The sequence below is a fragment of the Pseudomonas sp. FSO-7 genome (assembly GCF_059579345.1).
In genome coordinates, this window is record NZ_CM184193.1 from 4,931,955 (window position 1) to 4,950,928 (window position 18,974).

At 61.6% G+C, this 18,974-nt stretch carries 16 protein-coding genes; 6 read left to right on the forward strand and 10 right to left on the reverse strand.

Annotated elements, in window-relative coordinates; all coding sequences use genetic code 11:
* Positions 1–57: 57 nt before the first annotated feature.
* The 3 genes from hda to AC515T_RS21540 form a co-directional block, all read right to left on the reverse strand.
* Positions 58–762: a DnaA regulatory inactivator Hda gene (hda, locus tag AC515T_RS21530; protein WP_003178999.1), complete on the reverse strand. Its 705-nt coding sequence runs from the start codon at positions 760–762 to the stop codon at positions 58–60.
* Between the two features lie 169 nt (positions 763–931).
* Positions 932–2,005: an AI-2E family transporter gene (locus tag AC515T_RS21535; RefSeq protein ID WP_496529948.1), complete on the reverse strand. Its 1,074-nt coding sequence runs from the start codon at positions 2,003–2,005 to the stop codon at positions 932–934.
* 32 nt (positions 2,006–2,037) lie between these two features.
* Complete coding sequence (locus AC515T_RS21540) at positions 2,038–3,096, reverse strand: DUF2066 domain-containing protein (RefSeq protein ID WP_496529949.1); 1,059 nt, start codon at positions 3,094–3,096, stop codon at positions 2,038–2,040.
* Between the two features lie 365 nt (positions 3,097–3,461).
* Between AC515T_RS21540 and purM the strand changes: the two genes are divergently transcribed.
* The 4 genes from purM to AC515T_RS21560 all read left to right on the forward strand — a co-directional run bounded on the left by purM (position 3,462) and on the right by AC515T_RS21560 (position 6,474).
* Positions 3,462–4,520: a phosphoribosylformylglycinamidine cyclo-ligase gene (gene purM / locus AC515T_RS21545; RefSeq protein ID WP_003204658.1), complete on the forward strand. Its 1,059-nt coding sequence runs from the start codon at positions 3,462–3,464 to the stop codon at positions 4,518–4,520.
* Entirely contained in the window at positions 4,520–5,170 is a 651-nt protein-coding gene (gene purN / locus AC515T_RS21550; protein ID WP_060741065.1) for a phosphoribosylglycinamide formyltransferase, read from the forward strand. The genes purM and purN overlap by 1 nt, the downstream gene beginning before the upstream one ends.
* Before the next feature lie 8 nt (positions 5,171–5,178).
* The gene (locus tag AC515T_RS21555) at positions 5,179–5,892 is read left to right on the forward strand and encodes a DUF3108 domain-containing protein (protein WP_060741064.1); all 714 of its coding nucleotides are present in this window, start codon (positions 5,179–5,181) and stop codon (positions 5,890–5,892) included.
* A 387-nt stretch (positions 5,893–6,279) separates the two neighbouring features.
* Positions 6,280–6,474 carry a hypothetical protein gene (locus AC515T_RS21560; RefSeq protein WP_025215049.1) on the forward strand — a complete coding sequence of 65 codons (195 nt, stop codon included), beginning with the start codon at positions 6,280–6,282 and terminating at the stop codon, positions 6,472–6,474.
* Between the two features lie 144 nt (positions 6,475–6,618).
* Here the strand turns inward: AC515T_RS21560 and AC515T_RS21565 are convergent, their stop codons facing one another.
* The 7 genes from AC515T_RS21565 to AC515T_RS21595 form a co-directional block, all read right to left on the reverse strand.
* On the reverse strand, positions 6,619–7,158 hold the full coding sequence (locus AC515T_RS21565) for a DUF2058 domain-containing protein (protein ID WP_053124301.1): 540 nt from the start codon (positions 7,156–7,158) through the stop codon (positions 6,619–6,621).
* Positions 7,159–7,184: 26 nt separating this feature from the next.
* Positions 7,185–8,018: a nucleoside triphosphate pyrophosphohydrolase gene (gene mazG / locus AC515T_RS21570; RefSeq protein ID WP_122569233.1), complete on the reverse strand. Its 834-nt coding sequence runs from the start codon at positions 8,016–8,018 to the stop codon at positions 7,185–7,187.
* A gap of 128 nt (positions 8,019–8,146) precedes the next feature.
* Entirely contained in the window at positions 8,147–10,393 is a 2,247-nt protein-coding gene (relA, locus tag AC515T_RS21575; protein ID WP_014339754.1) for a GTP diphosphokinase, read from the reverse strand.
* 100 nt (positions 10,394–10,493) lie between these two features.
* Positions 10,494–11,864, reverse strand: coding sequence for a 23S rRNA (uracil(1939)-C(5))-methyltransferase RlmD (gene rlmD / locus AC515T_RS21580; protein WP_496529950.1), 1,371 nt, complete (start codon positions 11,862–11,864; stop codon positions 10,494–10,496).
* The gene (gene cysM, locus AC515T_RS21585) at positions 11,864–12,766 is read right to left on the reverse strand and encodes a cysteine synthase CysM (protein WP_092204023.1); all 903 of its coding nucleotides are present in this window, start codon (positions 12,764–12,766) and stop codon (positions 11,864–11,866) included. The genes rlmD and cysM overlap by 1 nt, the downstream gene beginning before the upstream one ends.
* A 151-nt stretch (positions 12,767–12,917) precedes the next feature.
* Positions 12,918–14,156 (reverse strand): hypothetical protein, encoded by a 1,239-nt coding sequence (locus AC515T_RS21590; protein WP_496529951.1) that lies wholly within the window; start codon positions 14,154–14,156, stop codon positions 12,918–12,920.
* A 154-nt stretch (positions 14,157–14,310) separates the two neighbouring features.
* Positions 14,311–14,709 carry a hypothetical protein gene (locus AC515T_RS21595; RefSeq protein WP_496529952.1) on the reverse strand — a complete coding sequence of 133 codons (399 nt, stop codon included), beginning with the start codon at positions 14,707–14,709 and terminating at the stop codon, positions 14,311–14,313.
* Positions 14,710–15,037: 328 nt separating this feature from the next.
* Between AC515T_RS21595 and AC515T_RS21600 the strand changes: the two genes are divergently transcribed.
* Positions 15,038–17,788, forward strand: coding sequence for a response regulator (locus AC515T_RS21600; RefSeq protein ID WP_496529953.1), 2,751 nt, complete (start codon positions 15,038–15,040; stop codon positions 17,786–17,788).
* 182 nt (positions 17,789–17,970) lie between these two features.
* Positions 17,971–18,960: a 2-hydroxyacid dehydrogenase gene (locus AC515T_RS21605; protein ID WP_496529954.1), complete on the forward strand. Its 990-nt coding sequence runs from the start codon at positions 17,971–17,973 to the stop codon at positions 18,958–18,960.
* The last annotated feature ends 14 nt before the right edge of the window (positions 18,961–18,974 follow it).

Below are 18,974 nucleotides of genomic sequence, written 5' to 3' on the forward strand. Positions count from 1 at the left end.
AGGGCCGCGGGTTTCACCGTGTCCAAGGCAGGCCATGAGCCATCACCTACAACGGTTCTACCAGCCCAAAGTTTCTTTCAAAAAAGGAATAGTCAGCTTGCGCTGGGCCTGGAGCGAGGCTTGGTCGAGGCGTTCGAGCAGCTCGAACAATGCGCTCATGCTGCGGGTGCCACGGGTGAGGATGAAATGCCCGACTTCGTCGGTCAGGTGCAGGCCACGGCGGGAAGCGCGCAGCTGCAAGGCACGGAGTTTGTCTTCGTCGGACAGCGGGCGCATCTGGAAAATCAGTGCCAGGGTGAGTCGGGACTTGAGGTCCGCCAGCTTCACCGGCAGCTCCCGAGGCGACGTCGAGGCGGCGATCAGCAAGCGCCGACCACTGTCGCGCAACCGATTGAACAGATGAAACAGCGCTTCTTCCCAGTCAGCCTTGCCGGCCACGGCCTGGAGATCGTCCAGGCACACCAGTTCGTACTGTTCGAGGTTGTCGAGGATTTCAACGCCGCGATCGAGCAACTCGGCCAATGGCAGGTACACAGCCGGTTCGCCCAATTGCTCGAACCGCAGGCACGCGGCCTGCAACAGGTGCGTGCGCCCTACCCCATCCTTGCCCCACAGATAGATCAGGCTTTCGGTCCAGCCGGCGTCGGCTTCGCAAAGCCGCTCGACATAGCCGAGTGCAGCGGCATTGGCGCCTGGGTAGTAATTGATAAAGGTGGCGTCATCACGCAGACGCACACCTAGGGGCAGCTGAATCGGTTTCATGCTGACTGAACAGTTCCTCGGGAACCGTTAGTGGCCTCTGTGTAAAGTGCGCAAAGTTTATACCCGTGACGCGGACCGCACAATGCGCCGGACCACGAGCAAAATCAAAGGTTTGCAGCGGTAAGGGCGCGGAGCGTCAGTTTCCCTGACACCCCGCTGGCCATTCGTCCTACAAATCAGGGTCTTCGGCGCCGCTATAGATGTCCGAATCCTTGTACAGATCGTGCATATGTCGCACCAGCACCATGATCACCGCCGCCACCGGCAGCGCCAGCAGGATGCCGGTGAAGCCGAACAACTCGCCACCGGCCAGGATCGCAAAGATCACCGCCACCGGATGCAGGCCAATCCGATCACCCACCAACAGTGGTGTCAGCACCATGCCCTCCAGGGCCTGCCCGACCATGAAGACCGCCACGATGCCGACCATCGGGTACAAGTCGCCGCCGAACTGGAACAAACCGGCGATCAACGCCGCCCCGATACCAATCACAAAACCCATGTATGGCACGATGGCCGCCAGCCCGGCGATCAAGCCGATCAACAGCCCCAGCTCCAGCCCTACCAGCATCAGCCCTGCCGCATAGATGAAGCCCAAGGCCACCATCACCAGCAGTTGCCCGCGCACGAACGCCCCCAGCACTTCGTGGCATTCAGCGGTCAAGGTCATGATGCGTTCTTCCCGGTGCCGCGGCAGCAGGCTACGGATCTTGGCCATCATCAGGTCCCAGTCTCGCAGCAGATAGAAAGCCACCACCGGTATCAGCACCAGGTTCGCCAGCCAGCCGATCAACGCCAGGCCCGAGGCCGTGGCCTGGCTCAATACCACCCCGACAATGTCGGTGGTCTGGCCCATGTGCTCGCTGATGGCGGCCTTGACCTTGTCGAACTTCCAGAAACCGTCGGCCAAGCCCAATTTCGACTGCACCCACGGCATCGCGCTGTGCTGCAACCAATCGAGCATCTGCGGCGCCAATTCGTACAGGCGCACCAGTTGTTTGGCGAGCATCGGTATCAGCACCAGCAACAGGGCGCTCACAATCAGTGTAAACAACGCAAACACCGTCACCACGCCCCAGGTCCGCGACAGGCCGAGTTTTTCCAGGCGATCCACCACCGGGTCGAACAGATAGGCCAACAACAGCGCAACCAGGAACGGCGTGAGGATCGGATGCAGCAAATAGATAAGGGCGAACAGCAGGGCAACCCCACCCAACCAGAACCAACGCCGCGTATCGCCCATGAACCACTCCTAGCTATATAAAGAAAGACAACCTACCAGCGGAACCGCAAATTGGCGGCCGGTGCTGGCGCAGGTGCTGCAACCGGGGCCGAGCCATCGGCAACGGGCGGCGCCACCGGTACCGGCGCGATGGCCTCGCCGGCTGGAATCTCCTGCAGTTTTGCCAGGGCCAACTGCGCCTTCAATTGGTCGGCGCTGCCGTTGACCCGATAGACGATCCGGTCCCCTTCAACCCGCTGCAACTGTCCAGCGAACGGTTCGAGCAAACGCCCCAGCGCCGCGTAGCGCTCCAGGTTCATGCCCTGCACTTCCAGCAGTTGTTCTGTGGCCACCCCCGGCTTGGCGACGAAGCGCGGCGCCAGGCGCTGGCTCACCGCGAGCATGACCGCATCGGCCAGGGCTCCAGGATCAGCGCCCTGGGCAGTGCCCTGCTCACGCTGGTCCCCCAGCCACAGGCGCCAGGTGCCGCGCCACTGACCGCCTTCTTCCTTGGCATGGACCGCCAGCAAGGCGTCCGTCGCATAGCGCTCCGACGCATCGCGCAAAGACGCCGGGTCGCTGCCTTCCAGGTTCGGTGCGGTGGCGACGATCTGTTCGCTCAAGTCCGCCAGCGGCAGGTGCAATGCCAGGCCCCGATGCTGCGCGGCACGCCGCAGCGGCGTGGCGCTGGCCTGGCCGTCGCCCACCAGGCTGGAGCCCTCGGCCGAGTCATTCAGCCACCAGCCCAGGATCGATGGCCGGTTCGCGCTCCACAGCGACAAACCTGCCGAGCGCAATGCCCGATCGGTGCTCGCCGGGTCGAAGTCCACCTTGAGGCTTTCCGGCGGGCCGGCGTCGTAGCCATATTGAAGAATGATCTGTTGCGGGTCCTGGCGGATGGCCGCCAACCCGGGGTTCTGGGCCGCCTTGGCATCGCCGGTCAGGCGCAGCACCAGCGTATCCAGGGCGCGCAGCGTCGCCTGGTTGCGCTCCTCCGGCGTCTGGCTGGTGACCGGTTCGAGCACTTGATAGAGGCCATTGACGGTTTCGGCATGGCTCGCCAGGCTGATCAGCGACAAGCAGCCCACGGACAAGAATTTCAACAAACGCATGGAAGATTCCCGGACATAACGGCTGGAACAGGCCGTGTGAAGAAGATTGAGCATGGCTGAGACCACAGCACCCGGCAAAACATTCACACACCCGGTGGAAGTTTCGCACGGTCATCACCATAACCGGTTACCGCTACACCTTATACAGAGGCGTTGCGCAGTACCAATATAAGAAATATCGGTTTTTTTCCGCGGATATGTCCCTGCCCGTCGGCGCGAGGATGGCCGCTGCCCCTCAAGCCTGATAAAATCGCGCGCCTTCGCAGACCGGCAACGGCCGGGCCCCCGGAATAATTCGTACAACGGTTATTCAATGGCCCTGGCGGTCGGTCGTTACCCAGAAATCCCCCCTAAAGGCCTGGATCATGAGCAAGCAACCCTCCCTGAGCTACAAGGACGCCGGTGTAGACATCGACGCCGGTGAAGCATTGGTCGAACGCATCAAGAGCGTCGCCAAGCGCACTGCGCGCCCGGAAGTCATGGGCGGCCTGGGCGGTTTCGGCGCCCTCTGCGAGATCCCGGCCGGCTACAAGCAACCGGTCCTGGTCTCGGGCACCGACGGCGTCGGCACCAAGCTGCGCCTGGCCCTGAACCTGAACAAGCACGACAGCATCGGCATCGACCTGGTGGCCATGTGCGTGAACGACCTGGTGGTGTGCGGTGCCGAGCCGCTGTTCTTCCTTGACTACTACGCCACCGGCAAACTGAACGTCGACACCGCCGCCCAGGTCGTGACCGGCATCGGTGCCGGCTGCGAACTGTCCGGCTGCTCCCTGGTCGGCGGCGAAACCGCTGAAATGCCAGGCATGTACGAAGGCGAAGACTATGACCTGGCCGGCTTCTGCGTCGGCGTCGTGGAGAAAGCCGAAATCATCGACGGTTCGAAAGTCGCTGCCGGCGATGCCCTGCTCGCCCTGCCATCCTCCGGCCCACACTCCAACGGCTACTCGCTGATCCGCAAGATCATCGAAGTCTCGGGTGCCGACATTGAAAACACCCAGCTCGACGGCAAGCCACTGGCCGACCTGCTGATGGCCCCGACCCGCATCTACGTCAAGCCGCTGCTCAAGCTGATCAAGGACACCGGCGCCGTCAAGGCCATGGCCCACATCACCGGTGGTGGCCTGCTGGACAACATCCCGCGCGTGCTGCCAAAAGGCGCCCAGGCCGTGGTCGACGTGGCGAGCTGGACCCGCCCGGCCGTGTTCGACTGGCTGCAAGAGAAAGGCAATGTCGATGAAACCGAAATGCACCGCGTGCTGAACTGCGGCGTGGGCATGGTCATCTGCGTGGCCCAGGAGCACGTCGAGACCGCCTTGAACGTGCTGCGTGAAGCCGGCGAGCAGCCTTGGGTCATCGGCCAGATCGCCACCGCCGCCGAAGGCGCTGCCCAGGTCGAGCTGAAAAACCTTAAGGCGCACTGATGTCCGCGACCTGTGATGTCGTGGTGCTGCTGTCCGGCACCGGCAGCAACTTGCAGGCTCTGATCGACAGCACACGGACCGGCGACAGCCCGGTCCGTATCCGCGCAGTGATTTCCAACCGCGCCGATGCCTACGGCCTGCAACGTGCCAGGGACGCGGGGATCGACACCCGCGTCCTCGATCACAAGGCGTTCGAGGGCCGCGAAGCCTTCGACGCCGCACTGATCGAACAGATCGACACCTTCAATCCACAACTGGTCGTACTCGCTGGCTTCATGCGCATCCTCAGCGCTGGCTTCGTGCGTCACTACCAGGGCCGCCTGTTCAATATCCATCCCTCGCTGCTGCCCAAATACAAAGGGTTACACACTCACCAGCGCGCGCTGGAGGCCGGAGACACGGAGCACGGCTGCTCCGTGCACTTTGTCACCGAGGAACTCGATGGCGGACCACTGGTCGTACAGGCAGTAATACCGGTAGAGTTGCACGACACGCCGCAAAGCCTGGCGCAAAGGGTTCACGCCCGCGAGCACCAGATCTACCCGATGGCCGTGCGTTGGTTTGCCGAAGGAAGGCTGACCCTCGACGATCGCGGTGCCTCACTGGACGGCCAGTTGCTCGCCGCCAGCGGCCATTTGATTCGATATTAGGAGATTTTATGCGTCGCGCCCTGCTCTTCGCTTGCGCTCTGCTTGCCTTGCCCCTGGCACAGGCCGCAGAACTTCAACCGTTCTCCGCCAGCTACACCGCCGACTGGAAACAGTTGCCCATGAGCGGCACCGCCGAGCGCAACCTGACCAAGGAGGCCAACGGCACCTGGAAGCTGAGCTTCAAGGCTTCGATGATGATCGCCAGCCTGACCGAAGAAAGCACCCTGACCCTGGACAAGGACACCCTGCTGCCGCAGTCCTACCACTTCGAACGGGGTGGCCTGGGCAAGGCCAAGAAGGCCGACCTGGACTTCGACTGGAACACCAAGATGGTCACCGGCACCGATCGCGGCGATGCGGTCAAACTGCCGCTCAACCGTGGCATGGTCGATAAATCCACTTACCAGTTGGCCCTGCAGCACGACGTGGCGGCCGGCAAGAAAAGCATGAGCTATCAGGTCGTCGATGACGGCGAAGTCGATACCTATGACTTCCGCGTGCTGGGCTCGGAAAAGGTCGACACCAAGGCCGGACAGATCGATGCGATCAAGGTCGAGCGTGTGCGCGACCCGACACAAAGCAAGCGCATCACCGTGCTCTGGTTCGCCAAGGACTGGGATTACCTGCTGGTACGTCTGCAACAGGTCGAGACCGACGGCAAGGAGTACAACATCATGCTCCAGGACGGCACGGTCAACGGCAAGGCTGTGAAAGGCAGCTGATCAACGCCGATAACAAGAAGCCCCGCACATGCGGGGCTTTTTTGTTGCCCGAGTTTCAAACCCACCACCTATCGCCTGTGGGAGCGAGCTTGCTCGCGATGACGGCTTCACAGTCAACATCACCACCAACTGATACACCGCTATCGCGAGCAAGCTCGCTCCCACAGGGGGGTTTCGCTTTTACTCAAGGATTGCCGCTGCAACATGAAAACTTCTTCATGAACGCCACCTGCGACCGAATGCCGCGCACTGCCTGGCCTGCAGAATTGTTGCGCTTTGCATGAAAACTTCTTAACGAACCGAGGCATTTACTTAGCACGCTATCCAAATCTATAACAAAGTCCTGCACACGCCTTGCTGCAGATAACAGAGATTGGAGCTTGCAAGATGACTGTGAAAGTAACTGAACGCGACGACGCCCATATGTCCCACGAAGGCATTGCCGCTGGCATCCGGATTTGGGACGTGCATCAACAGGATCTACTGGTGGGCATGTTCCACTCCGAAACGGACGCCCACAGCTACAAGGCTGAGCTGGAGCGCGAGGAAAGGTTGCGCTCGCGTGAGATGGCGGAATCGTAAGAATTGGCGATGAAAATCCTGTGAGAGCGAGCTTGCTCGCGATAGCGGTCTATCAGTGGCAAAGATGCTGACTGATACGACGCCATCGCGAGCAAGCTCGCTCCCACAGGCTTTGTGTTTCAGCTCAATGGCATTGCACCGCGCTTACCACATCAAATCATCAGGAATCTGATACGCCGCGTACGGATCATCGGCATCCACTTCTTCAGTCTGAGTGTTGAGCTGGACGATGCGCTTGGGGTCGCGTTCCTGGATCTTCAGGGCTGCCTCGCGCGGGATCACTTCGTAGCCGCCGGCGTGGTGGACGATCGCCAGGGAGCCACTGCTCAACTTGTTGCGCATCAGCGTATTGACCGAGATGCGCTTGACCTTCTTGTCGTCGACGAAGTTGTAATAGTCCTCGGTGGTCAGCTTCGGCAGACGCGAGACTTCGATCAATTGCTTGATCTGTGCGGCCCGGGCCTTCTGCTCGACCTTTTCCTGCTGCTGCCGGTTGAGTTCCTGGTCGCGCTTGACCTTTTCGGCCATGGCTTCCTGGGCGGCACGCTGCTGGGAATCATCCAGTTCGATCTGGCCTTTATGGGCCAGGCGTTGCTGCTTCTGTTTCTCTTTGCCGACCTGCTTGGCCTGCTTTTGGTTGACCAGCCCTGCTTTGAGCAACTGGTCGCGAAGGGAAAGGCTCATGGTGCTTACTCACTTAGGCAACGGCCTCAGCCACAGCTGGGCAAATTCTTTTCCTGACGTTTGGCTTCGCCCCACAAGGCGTCCAACTCTTCGAGGGTGCAATCTTCCATGGGACGGTGGGTGTCGCGCAATGCCTGTTCGATAAATCGGAACCGCCGCTCGAATTTCCCGTTGGCGTCGCGCAGCGCGGTTTCCGGATCGACCTTGAGGTGGCGCGCCAGGTTCACCACGCTGAACAGCAGATCGCCGATCTCGTCGCTGATGGCCACCGGATCGTTGTCGGCCATGGCTTCGAGCACTTCGTCCAGTTCCTCGCGGACTTTATCGAGCACCGGCAAAGGCCCTGGCCAGTCGAAACCGACCTGGCCGGCACGCTTCTGCAGCTTCGCCGAGCGAGACAATGCCGGCAGCGCCCCCGGTACATCGTCGAGCAGCGACAATTGCTCGGGCGCCGAGGCTTTCTCGGCCCGTTCCTCAGCCTTGATTTCTTCCCAGCGCTGCTTGACCTGTTCTTCGCTCAGGCGCGGGATATCCACGGGCGCATACAGGTCACCGGTAGGAAATACATGAGGATGGCGGCGGATCAGCTTGCGGGTGATGCTGTCGACCACGCCGGCGAATTCAAAGCGGTTTTCTTCCCGAGCCAACTGGCTGTAATACACCACCTGGAACAACAGGTCGCCCAACTCACCCTGGAGGTGATCGAAATCGCCGCGCTCGATCGCATCGGCCACTTCGTAGGCTTCTTCAAGCGTATGAGGCACGATGGTGGCGTAGGTTTGCTTGATGTCCCACGGACAGCCGTACTGCGGGTCCCGCAGGCGGTTCATCAGGTGGAGCAGGTCTTCAAGGCTGTACATCAATCCATCCCATCATAAAAATCCCTGTGGGAGCGAGCTTGCTCGCGATGGCGGCGAATCAGCCAGTATTTTGGTGGCTGACAAACCGCTATCGCGAGCAAGCTCGCTCCCACATTTTTGGACTGCGCTTAACCTGGCGTCCGGTTACGCCGGGTCTCGATGATGTTCGGCAACTGAGAAATACGCCCCAGCAACCGCCCCAGCGCATCCAGCCCCGGAATCTCGATGGTCAGGGACATCAGCGCGGTGTTGTCTTCCTTGTTCGAACGGGTGTTGACCGCCAGCACGTTGATCCGCTCGTTCAGCAACACCTGGGACACGTCACGCAGCAGACCGGATCGGTCGTAGGCGCGGATGACGATGTCCACCGGGTAAGTGAGCACCGGCACCGGGCCCCAGCTGACCTGGATGATCCGCTCCGGCTCGCGCCCGGCCAGTTGCAGCACCGAGGCACAGTCCTGGCGGTGGATGCTCACGCCGCGGCCCTGGGTGATGTAGCCGACGATCGCATCCCCCGGCAATGGCTGGCAGCAGCCGGCCATCTGGGTCATCAGGTTGCCCACGCCCTGGATCTGGATATCGCCGCGCTTGCCCGGCTTGTAGCCGGTGGCCTTGCGTGGGATCAGCTCCAGTTGCTCGTTGCCACGCTCCGGCTCCACCAGTTGCTGAGCCAGATTGACCAACTGCGCCAGACGCAGATCGCCGGCACCGAGGGCGGCAAACATGTCCTCGGCGGTTTTCATGTTGGCTTTTTCGGCCAGCTTGTCGAAATCCACCTGCGGCAGGCCCAGGCGACCGAGTTCACGCTCGAGCAAGGTCTTGCCGGCGGCGACATTCTGGTCGCGGGCCTGCAATTTGAACCAGTGGACGATTTTCGCCCGCGCCCGGGATGTGGTGATGTAACCCAGGTTCGGGTTCAGCCAGTCGCGGCTCGGCGTGCCGTGCTTGCTGGTGATGATCTCGACCTGTTCACCGGTCTGCAGGCTGTAGTTGAGCGGCACGATCCGCCCGTTGATCTTGGCACCACGGCAGTTGTGGCCGATCTCCGTGTGGACCCGGTAGGCGAAGTCCAGCGGTGTCGCGCCCTTGGGCAGGTCGATCGCGTGGCCGTCGGGAGTGAAGATATAGACCCGGTCCGGCTCGATGTCGACACGCAGTTGTTCGGCCAGGCCGCCGATGTCACCCAGCTCCTCATGCCACTCGAGCACCTGACGCAGCCAGGAAATTTTCTCTTCGTAGTGGTTGGACCCGGACTTGACGTCGGTGCCCTTGTATTTCCAGTGGGCGCAAACGCCCAGCTCGGCTTCCTCGTGCATGGCGTGGGTGCGGATCTGCACTTCCAGCACCTTGCCCTCGGGGCCGATCACCGCGGTGTGCAACGAGCGATAGCCGTTTTCCTTGGGGTTGGCGATGTAGTCGTCGAACTCCTTCGGAATGTGCCGCCACAAGGTGTGCACGATCCCCAGCGCGGTGTAGCAGTCGCGCATTTCCGGGACCAGTACGCGAACGGCGCGAACGTCGTAGATCTGGCTGAACTCCAGGCCTTTGCGCTGCATTTTGCGCCAGATCGAGTAGATGTGCTTGGCCCGGCCACTGATGTCGGCTTCCACGCCGGTGGCCTGCAATTCTTCACGCAACTGGGTCATCACATCGGTGATGAAGCGCTCGCGATCCAGGCGCCGTTCATGCAACAGCTTGGCGATCTGCTTGTATTGGTCGGGTTCCAGGTAGCGGAAGGACAGGTCCTCCAGCTCCCACTTGATGTGACCGATGCCGAGACGGTGGGCCAGGGGTGCGTAGATGTCGAACACCTCCCGGGCGACGCGATTGCGTTTTTCGTCATCGGCGGACTTCACGGCGCGGATCGCGCAGGTGCGCTCGGCCAGCTTGATCAGCGCGACGCGCACGTCGTCGACCATCGCCACCAGCATCTTGCGCAGGTTTTCCACCTGGCCCTGGGTGCCCAGCACCATGGACTGGCGCGGACTGAGGCTGGCGCTGATAGCGGCCATGCGCAGCACGCCATCGATCAGCTTGGCCACCACGGTGCCGAAGCGCTGGCTGACCACCGGTAGCTGGATCTGCCCTTCGCGCACGCCGCGGTACAGCACCGCCGCCACCAGGGAGTCCTGGTCGAGCTTGAGGTCAGCGAGAATTTCGGCGATCTCCAGGCCCGTCTGGAAACTCGAGGTGCCTTCGGACCACAGGTTCTTCGCCGCGTTGTGTTGCTGCTCCGCCTCGCGAGCGAACTCGCAGGCGGCCTTCAAGGCCTCGCGATCCAGTGCCATGTCGACGCTGACCGCATGATCGAGCCAAGCCTCGAGATTGATACTGCCGTCGGTGTTGATCGGCTGGTGTGCTCTCACCTGTACCATCTTTACTTACCTTCCCTACGACGCAGATTCAATGCGTCAACTTCGCTGACCTTCATGCCCGTGTTTGCGCCCAGGACTGTGGCGGGTTGGCACGAGCGGGTCAGTCGGACAAGCCATCCTGGCTCGCTTCAAATAACGCCATGGCCTCGACATGCGCCGTTTGAGGAAACATATCGAGAATCCCGGCACGTTTTAACCGGTAGCCCTGCTTGATCAGTTCGACCGTATCCCGGGCCAAAGTTGCCGGGTTGCACGAAACATAAACCAACCGTTTGGCCCCCAGGGACGACAGCTTGCGCACCACCTCGAAAGCACCGTCACGAGGTGGGTCCAAGAGTACCGCAGAAAAGCCTTCGCCGATCCATTCGGCACCCGCCAGAGGCTGGGATAAATCGGCCTGAAAAAAGGCAGTGTTATGCAAATTGTTGCTGACGGCATTGGCCGCCGCACGGTCCACCATGGTTTGCACGCCTTCGACGGCCACCACTTGGCGCACGCTTTTGGCCAGCGGCAAGGCAAAGTTGCCCAGGCCGCAGAACAGATCCAGCACCCGTTCCTCGGCTCGCGGCGCCAGCCATTGCAAGGCCTGGGCGATCATCGCCTGGTTGACCCCGGCGTTCACCTGGATGAAATCCCCAGGCCGGTACGCCAGTTCAAGGCCCCAGACGTCCAGGCGAAAGCCCAGGGCCTGCCCGGGCTCGACCGGTTGCGGTTCACCTTCACCGTGCAACCACAACTGGGCTTCATGAAACGCGCAGAAGTCCTTGAGGATCGTCAGGTCGGCCTCCGACAGCGGCGCCATGTGGCGCAGCAATACCGCGAGGGACGAACCGGCGAACAATTCCACATGCCCCAACGCCTGGGGTTTGCTCATGCGTCGCAGCATCTCCGGCAGGCGGCTCATGATCGGCTGCAAGGGCTGTACCAGCACCGGGCAATCACCGATGGCGACGATGTCCTGGCTGCCGGCGGCACGGAAACCCACTTCGAGCTTTTTCGCCTTCTGGTCCCAACGCACCGCCACCCGGGCGCGACGCCGGTAACCGAATTCCGGCCCGCTCAACGGTGCGGCCCACTCCTCCGGCTCGACCCCAGCCACCCGCGACAATTGCTCGGCGAGCATGCGCTGTTTCAGGGCAAGTTGTTCGTCATGGGGCAAATGCTGGACGCTGCAACCGCCGCAACGACCGGCATGGATGCACGGCGCGGCGCGGCGCAGTTCACTGGACAGGAACACCCGCTCAGTGCGGGCCTCGACCACTTTGCCGTGGGCACCGAGCACCCGCGCCTCGACCTCTTCACCGGCCAGGGCACCGATGACGAACCAGGTCCGCCCCTCGACAAACGCAATGCCCCGGCCATCGTTGGCCAGGCGTTCGATGGTCAAGCGCTGCTTTTTACCCGTGGGCACTTGCGGGGCCCGGCTTCCGCCGCTGGGCTGGAAGCGCAAGCCTCTTTCTTGCTTGGCCATCAGTTGGGCGCGTCGAAAATGCCGGTCGACAGGTAACGGTCGCCACGGTCACAGATGATCGCGACGATCACCGCATTCTCCACTTCCTTGGACAGGCGCAGCATCCCCGCCACGGCACCGCCCGAAGACACGCCGCAGAAGATGCCTTCTTCACGCGCCAGGCGACGGGTCACGTCCTCGGCTTCGCTCTGGGCCATATCGATGATGCGGTCCACGCGCTCGGCCTGGTAGATCTTCGGCAGATACTCTTCGGGCCAGCGACGAATGCCCGGGATGGCCGAACCTTCCATCGGTTGCAGACCAATGATCTGCACGTTCGGGTTCTGTTCTTTCAGGTAGCGCGAGGTGCCCATGATGGTACCGGTGGTGCCCATCGAGCTGACGAAATGGGTAATCGTGCCGTCGGTCTGGCGCCAGATCTCAGGGCCGGTGGTGGTGTAGTGGGCCTCGGGATTGTCGCCGTTGGCGAACTGATCCAGCACCTTGCCACGCCCCTCGGCCTGCATGCGCTCGGCCAGGTCCCGGGCGCCTTCCATGCCCTGCTCCTGAGTCACCAGGATCAACTCGGCGCCGTAGGCCGTCATCGCCGCCTTGCGCTCGGCGCTGGAATTGTCGGGCATGATCAGGATCATCTTGTAACCCTTGATCGCCGCCGCCATCGCCAAGGCAATACCGGTGTTGCCGGAGGTCGCCTCGATCAGCGTATCGCCGGGCCGGATCTGCCCGCGCAATTCGCCACGGGTGATCATCGACAGCGCCGGCCGGTCCTTGACCGAACCCGCCGGGTTGTTCCCTTCGAGCTTGAGCAAAAGCGTATTGGTGGTCTCGCCGGGCAGGCGCTGCAAGCGGACCAGCGGAGTGTTGCCGACGCAATCGGCGATGGTGGGGTACTGCAGAGTCATGGCGTATTCGCAATCCGGACTGCGGGGGCGCCTATCATACCGGCAAACCTGGCGCGGCCATATCACGCAAAGTAAGGGGGTTATGGCTTATGGGAATAAGCGAGCCCAAAGCCCAAGGCCAGCACGGTCCCCGTGGAGAGAGCGCTTGCTCCTAGAGCAAATACTTAGAGACGTACTGGCGTTCGAACGGCACTTCATACACCCGAGTGCTACCAAGCACCAGGAGATTGCCGTCCGGGGTCAGTGCCAAGCGACTGACTTGCTCAAAAAAACCGGCTTCGAGCGTGTGTGTCCAGCCCACATATCCAGGGCTTCCATCGAGGTTTGGAAGGCCGAAGCCGTGGTCAATGGCACCACTCTCTTCCAAACGAAAAAGCATCCCCTGATCTAACCCCGCCGTTTGTCCACCTACCACGATCCTGCCGTCAGCTTGAATGGCGACAGCCTGTGCGTTCCCGCTGTCGATGCCCCGCTTCACCGCCACAAACGGTTCCCCGTCATTGAACGCGCGATCAAGGCTCCCATCGCTGTTGAGGCGCAGGACAACTGCATCGGTGGTATGCACCCCGTCGATACCAATTCTCCCTGCCGCTACCAGTTTTCCATCCGGCTGCAACGCGAGGGCATGTAGCACCGCCTGGCGCTCGTCAATGCGTATAAAAGTGACATACCCCTCACTCCCGAATGTCCGCTCCGGGCTTCCATCGAATCGGTACTTGGCGACTAACGCACCTCCCCCATCAATGACTCCCGTAGCGAGGATGTGCCCACTCGCCATGACGACCAGAGGTCCGCGTAAACCCACAGGTGCCAAAAGCACGATGCCCTGCTCGCCGAATGAATGATCGATTTCGCCATCAACAGTGAAACGCATGAGCCACGACGTTGAGGTCGAGTGACTCGGACCACGGCCCGAGCAGATCACCTGGCCACCGGGCAGAAGGGCGATTCTCGTGGTCGAGACCATCCCCATGGGGGGCGGCACCCAGGCGAAGCCTGCGTCACCAAAACCAGAATCAAGCGCGCCTTGCGATGTGACGCGCATCAAGCGCACGGTAACCGGCTCCAGCCCCGAGCCGTAGACCAGAATTTTGCCATCGGCCAGAACTGCAACATCCGTAACGCTGAAGAAACCCGAATCCGGTATCTGCAAGCCGCCACCATTTCCGTAGCCTTGATCGGGCATCCCCTCCGCGGTAAAGCGCCACAGCTCCAATTGCAGGCCTGGTGCTCTAATGAATGCCATGAATATCCTTCCATCCGGCAATTGGACGGCTGGACCGGCGAAGCTTTCTATCTCGATGCCGGTTGGCGGCGGGAAAACCAGTAGACCTTGGCCAGCAAAGGCTTCATACGGACTGCCGGGGTGCAAGGGTACGATGTTGTTCATGGTTATGTCCTCCCAGGCCTGCAGCCCGTTGAGTGACCTCATTGGCCGGCCGTATGGCTGCGTCTTCAAACAGCGCATTCACTACCGCCCGGGGCTATTTATACTTAGCGGTTCGTATTCCTGGATCTTTTAACAAGTAGCGCAACGCTCAAACCTATACCTTCCAGACGTCAAACACCCCGTCAACTTTCTGGTGATCCACAGTTTTAATATTGAAATGACCTTGGTATTTGTTCTTCATCTCGAAGATATCAAGGGTTAAATCTCCCGTTTCCGCCGCCCCTAAAAACCCGTTAAACGCCATGTATATCCAGATATTATATTTCTTTACGTCATAGCTCCCAGGCCCTGTCAGGGAGGAGAACTGCACGATGACGATACCTTTATCGTCTCCTATCCATCCCATGAGGGAATTATCAGGAGCGTCAAGAATATAAACATCCTCGGTTTTAGTAGTTCGCCCATTCAGCGTAATAGCTATTGAGCCTTTCGCATCGAGCTTGGTAGCCGTTTTTACAAGCTTTAATTTTTCTTCTTCACTCATGGTGCTCATGTCTTTCTCCTGATGCATTTATACAATTCAACGACACTGAGCTTAAACAGCAGGAAAAAAACCACACCTGTCAGGGTTGACAGGCCCGACCGATGGTCAATGGGCGAGCCTGAGCCGACACAGGCTCGGAGATTGTTTGCCAGGTCAGCGTAAGGTCGACTCCAGACGCCTGCGCCGCTTATCGCCGTGGGCAATTGCCCAGCCGGACGGATGCACGGCCGACATGAATTTTACAAAGATCCCCCGCCCGCAAATCGCTACACTGCGCAGGTGGTGCGTGCCGGATGCGCGCACAGTTCAATCAGACCGCTGGATGCAGGAGACAAGTGTGCTCAAGAAACTGGGAATCAAAGGCCGTGTGCTGTTGCTCACCCTATTGCCGACCAGCCTGATGGCGCTGGTCCTGGGCGGCTATTTCACCTGGATGCAGCAAGCGGACCTGCACGCCCAGTTGCTGCAACGGGGCGAGATGATCGCCGAGCAACTGGCCCCGCTGGTCGCCCCGGCCATGAGCCGCCAGGACACCGACCTGTTGGAGCGCATCGCCACCCAGTCCCTCGAACAGACGGACGTGCGCGCCGTGACCTTCCTCGCCCCCGACCGCGCGCCGCTGGCCCACGCCGGCCCGACCATGCTCAACCGGGCACCGGAGGGCAACAGTGCACAGTTGCTGCAACGCACCGGCAACGACGCCACGCGCTACCTGCTGCCGGTATTCGGCAAGCACCGCAACCTGGCGGGCGAACTGATTCCCGAAGAAGCCGACCGCCTGCTGGGCTGGGTCGAGCTGGAGTTGTCCCACAGCGGCATGTTGCTAAGCGGTTATCGCAGTATGTTCGCCAGCCTGCTGTTGATCGCCGCCTGCCTGGGCCTGACTGCGCTGCTGGCCCTGCGCATGGGTCGCACGATCAACCGTCCGCTGAGCCAGATCAAGCAAGCCGTGGCGCAACTCAAGGATGGTCACCTGGAAACCCGCCTGCCACCGCTGGGCAGCCAGGAGTTGGACGAACTGGCTTCGGGCATCAATCGGATGGCCGGTACCTTGCAGAATGCCCAGGAAGAATTGCAGCACAGCATCGACCAGGCCACCGAAGACGTGCGCCAGAACCTGGAAACCATCGAGATCCAGAACATCGAGCTGGACCTGGCGCGCAAGGAAGCTTTGGAAGCGAGCCGGATCAAATCCGAGTTCCTGGCGAACATGAGCCATGAAATTCGCACACCGCTCAACGGCATTCTCGGTTTTACCCACCTGTTGCAGAAAAGCGAACTGACCCCGCGCCAGCTCGACTACCTGGGCACCATTGAAAAGTCCGCCGACAGCCTGTTGGGGATCATCAATGAAATCCTCGACTTTTCGAAGATCGAAGCCGGCAAGCTGGTGCTCGACAGCATTCCGTTCAACCTGCGGGACCTGCTGCAGGATACCCTGACCATCCTTGCCCCCGCCGCCCACGCCAAGCAGTTGGAACTGGTGAGCCTGGTCTACCGGGACACGCCGCTGTCGCTGGTGGGCGATCCACTGCGCCTCAAGCAGATCCTCACCAACCTGGTGAGCAACGCCATCAAGTTCACCCGCGAGGGCACCATCGTCGCCCGGGCCATGCTCGAAGACGAGCACGAAGACAGCGTGCAGTTGCGCATCAGCATCCAGGACACCGGCATCGGCCTCTCCAACCAGGACGTGCGGGCGCTGTTCCAGGCGTTCAGCCAGGCCGACAATTCGCTGTCGCGGCAACCGGGTGGCACCGGCTTGGGCCTGGTGATTTCCAAGCGCCTGGTGGAACAGATGGGTGGCGAGATCGGCGTCGACAGCACACCGGGCGAAGGCTCGGAGTTCTGGATCAGCCTGCGCCTGCCCAAGACCCGTGACGACGCCGAAGACCTGCCTGGCCCGCCATTGCTGGGCCGGCGCGTGGCGGTACTGGAGAACCATGAACTGGCCCGCCAGGCCTTGCAGCACCAGCTCGAAGACTGCGGCCTGCAAGTGACGCCGTTCAACACCCTGGAGAGCCTGACCAACGGCATCACTGTCGCCCACCAGACCGACCAGGCGATCGATCTGGCCGTGCTGGGCATCACCAGCAACGACATGCCGCCGGAACGCCTCAACCAGCACATCTGGGACCTTGAGCACCTGGGCTGCAAAGTGCTCGTGCTGTGCCCCACCACCGAACAGACCCTGTACCACCTCTCGGTGCCCAATCCTCACAGTCAGTTGCAGGCCAAGCCGGCCTGCACCCGCAAGTTGCGCCGCTCGCTGTCCGACCTGGTCAACCCGCGCCCGACCCGCAGCGAACCCAGCGAGCCGGTTGCCAGCCGTGCCCCGAAAGTGCTGTGCGTGGACGACAACCCGGCCAATCTGCTGCTGGTGCAGACCCTGCTCGAAGACATGGGCGCCAAGGTGCTGGCGGTGGAAAGCGGCTACGCAGCGGTCAAGGCCGTGCAGAAGGAAACCTTCGACCTGGTCTTGATGGACGTGCAGATGCCCGGCATGGACGGTCGCCAGAGCACCGAGGCGATCCGCCAGTGGGAAAGCGAGCGACACTGCACACCGCTGCCGATCGTCGCCCTCACCGCCCACGCCATGGCCAACGAAAAACGCGCCCTGCTGCAAAGCGGCATGGACGACTACCTGACCAAACCCATCAGCGAACGGCAACTGGCCCAGGTGGTGCTCAAATGGACTGGCCTGGCCCTGCGCAACCAGTCGCCGGAGCGCAGCAGCGATGCCCAGGGTGGCAGCGAACTGCTGGTGCTCGATCACGAAGAAGGCTTGCGCCTGGCCGCTGGCAAGGCCGACCTGGCGGCGGATATGCTGGCGATGCTGCTGGCGTCCCTGGAAGCCGACCGCGAAGCGATCCGCCAGGCCAGCGAGGCCAACGATCACAACGCCCTGATCGAACGGGTCCACCGCCTGCACGGCGCCACCCGCTACTGCGGCGTGCCGCAATTGCGTGCGGCCTGCCAGCGCAGCGAAACCCTGCTCAAGCAACAGGACCCCAAGGCTGCCGTCGCCCTGGAAGAATTGGAGCGCGCCATCAACCGCCTGGCCAGCGAGGCGCGTATCAGTGCCTGATCCAGGGCAATACCCCTGGACCCGGAATCGCTGAAAATCCAGGCTCCTACCCCGGACTGTAGGAGCTGACGAGTGCAACGAGGCTGCGATCTTACCCCTGGCGATTGAATCGCAAGCGAAAGATCGCAGCCTCGCTTCGCTCGACAGCTCCTACGGGCTTGTTTTTTTGCCAGGAGGCCGCCATGCGCGTGATTTTTTTCAGCAGCCAGACCTACGACCGCGACAGTTTCACCCAGGCCCCGACGCCCGCAGGCCTTCAATTGCACTTCCAGCCTGCCCGCCTGAACCTGGACACCGTGGCCCTGGCCGAACGGCATGAAGGGGTGTGCGCTTTCATCAACGATGACCTCAGCGCGCCGGTGCTGGAACGGCTGGCCGCAGGCGGCACGCGGCTGATCGCCCTGCGCTCGGCCGGCTACAACCATGTCGACCTGCTCGCCGCCAAGCGCCTGGGCTTGAGCATCGTCAGGGTCCCGGCCTATTCACCTCATGCCGTGGCCGAACATGCCGTGGCGTTGATCATGGCCCTCAATCGCTGCCTGCATCGGGCCTACAACCGCACCCGGGACGGCAATTTCAGCCTCCATGGGTTGACCGGGTTCGACCTGGTGGGCAAGACCGTCGGCGTGATCGGCACCGGGCAGATCGGCGCCACGTTCGCGCGAATCATGGCCGGCTTCGGTTGCCAGTTGCTGGCCTACGACCCCTACCCCAACCCACAGGTCGAAGCCTTGGGCGCCCGCTACCTGCCCTTGGCCGATCTGCTCGCGCAGGCGCAGATCATCAGCCTGCACTGCCCGCTGAACGAACAGAGCCGGCACCTGATCAACGCCGATTCGCTGGCGACCCTGCAGCGCGGCGCGATGTTGATCAACACCGGGCGCGGCGGCCTGGTGGACACACCGGCCCTGATCGAAGCGTTGAAAAGCGGCCAGTTGGGCTACCTGGGCCTGGATGTGTATGAAGAAGAGGCCCAGTTGTTTTTCAAGGACCGCTCCGACCTGCCCCTGCAGGATGACGTGCTGGCACGGCTACTGACCTTCCCCAACGTGATCGTCACCGCCCACCAGGCGTTCCTGACCCATGAAGCGTTGGCAGCCATTGCCATGACCACCCTGGACAACATCGCCGCCTGGGCGGCTGGTACGCCACAAAATCTGGTGGATAGCTGACCCCGCTCTATCAG

Excerpts from the sequence above, each read along its gene's own strand:
- hda (WP_003178999.1), bottom strand. The coding sequence starts at position 762 with ATGAAACCGATTCAGCTGCCCCTAGGTGTGCGTCTGCGTGATGACGCC.
- AC515T_RS21535 (WP_496529948.1), bottom strand. The coding sequence starts at position 2,005 with ATGGGCGATACGCGGCGTTGGTTCTGGTTGGGTGGGGTTGCCCTGCTG.
- AC515T_RS21540 (WP_496529949.1), bottom strand. The coding sequence starts at position 3,096 with ATGCGTTTGTTGAAATTCTTGTCCGTGGGCTGCTTGTCGCTGATCAGC.
- purM (WP_003204658.1), top strand. The coding sequence starts at position 3,462 with ATGAGCAAGCAACCCTCCCTGAGCTACAAGGACGCCGGTGTAGACATC.
- purN (WP_060741065.1), top strand. The coding sequence starts at position 4,520 with ATGTCCGCGACCTGTGATGTCGTGGTGCTGCTGTCCGGCACCGGCAGC.
- AC515T_RS21555 (WP_060741064.1), top strand. The coding sequence starts at position 5,179 with ATGCGTCGCGCCCTGCTCTTCGCTTGCGCTCTGCTTGCCTTGCCCCTG.
- AC515T_RS21560 (WP_025215049.1), top strand. The coding sequence starts at position 6,280 with ATGACTGTGAAAGTAACTGAACGCGACGACGCCCATATGTCCCACGAA.
- AC515T_RS21565 (WP_053124301.1), bottom strand. The coding sequence starts at position 7,158 with ATGAGCCTTTCCCTTCGCGACCAGTTGCTCAAAGCAGGGCTGGTCAAC.
- mazG (WP_122569233.1), bottom strand. The coding sequence starts at position 8,018 with ATGTACAGCCTTGAAGACCTGCTCCACCTGATGAACCGCCTGCGGGAC.
- relA (WP_014339754.1), bottom strand. The coding sequence starts at position 10,393 with ATGGTACAGGTGAGAGCACACCAGCCGATCAACACCGACGGCAGTATC.
- rlmD (WP_496529950.1), bottom strand. The coding sequence starts at position 11,864 with ATGGCCAAGCAAGAAAGAGGCTTGCGCTTCCAGCCCAGCGGCGGAAGC.
- cysM (WP_092204023.1), bottom strand. The coding sequence starts at position 12,766 with ATGACTCTGCAGTACCCCACCATCGCCGATTGCGTCGGCAACACTCCG.
- AC515T_RS21590 (WP_496529951.1), bottom strand. The coding sequence starts at position 14,156 with ATGAACAACATCGTACCCTTGCACCCCGGCAGTCCGTATGAAGCCTTT.
- AC515T_RS21595 (WP_496529952.1), bottom strand. The coding sequence starts at position 14,709 with ATGAGCACCATGAGTGAAGAAGAAAAATTAAAGCTTGTAAAAACGGCT.
- AC515T_RS21605 (WP_496529954.1), top strand. The coding sequence starts at position 17,971 with ATGCGCGTGATTTTTTTCAGCAGCCAGACCTACGACCGCGACAGTTTC.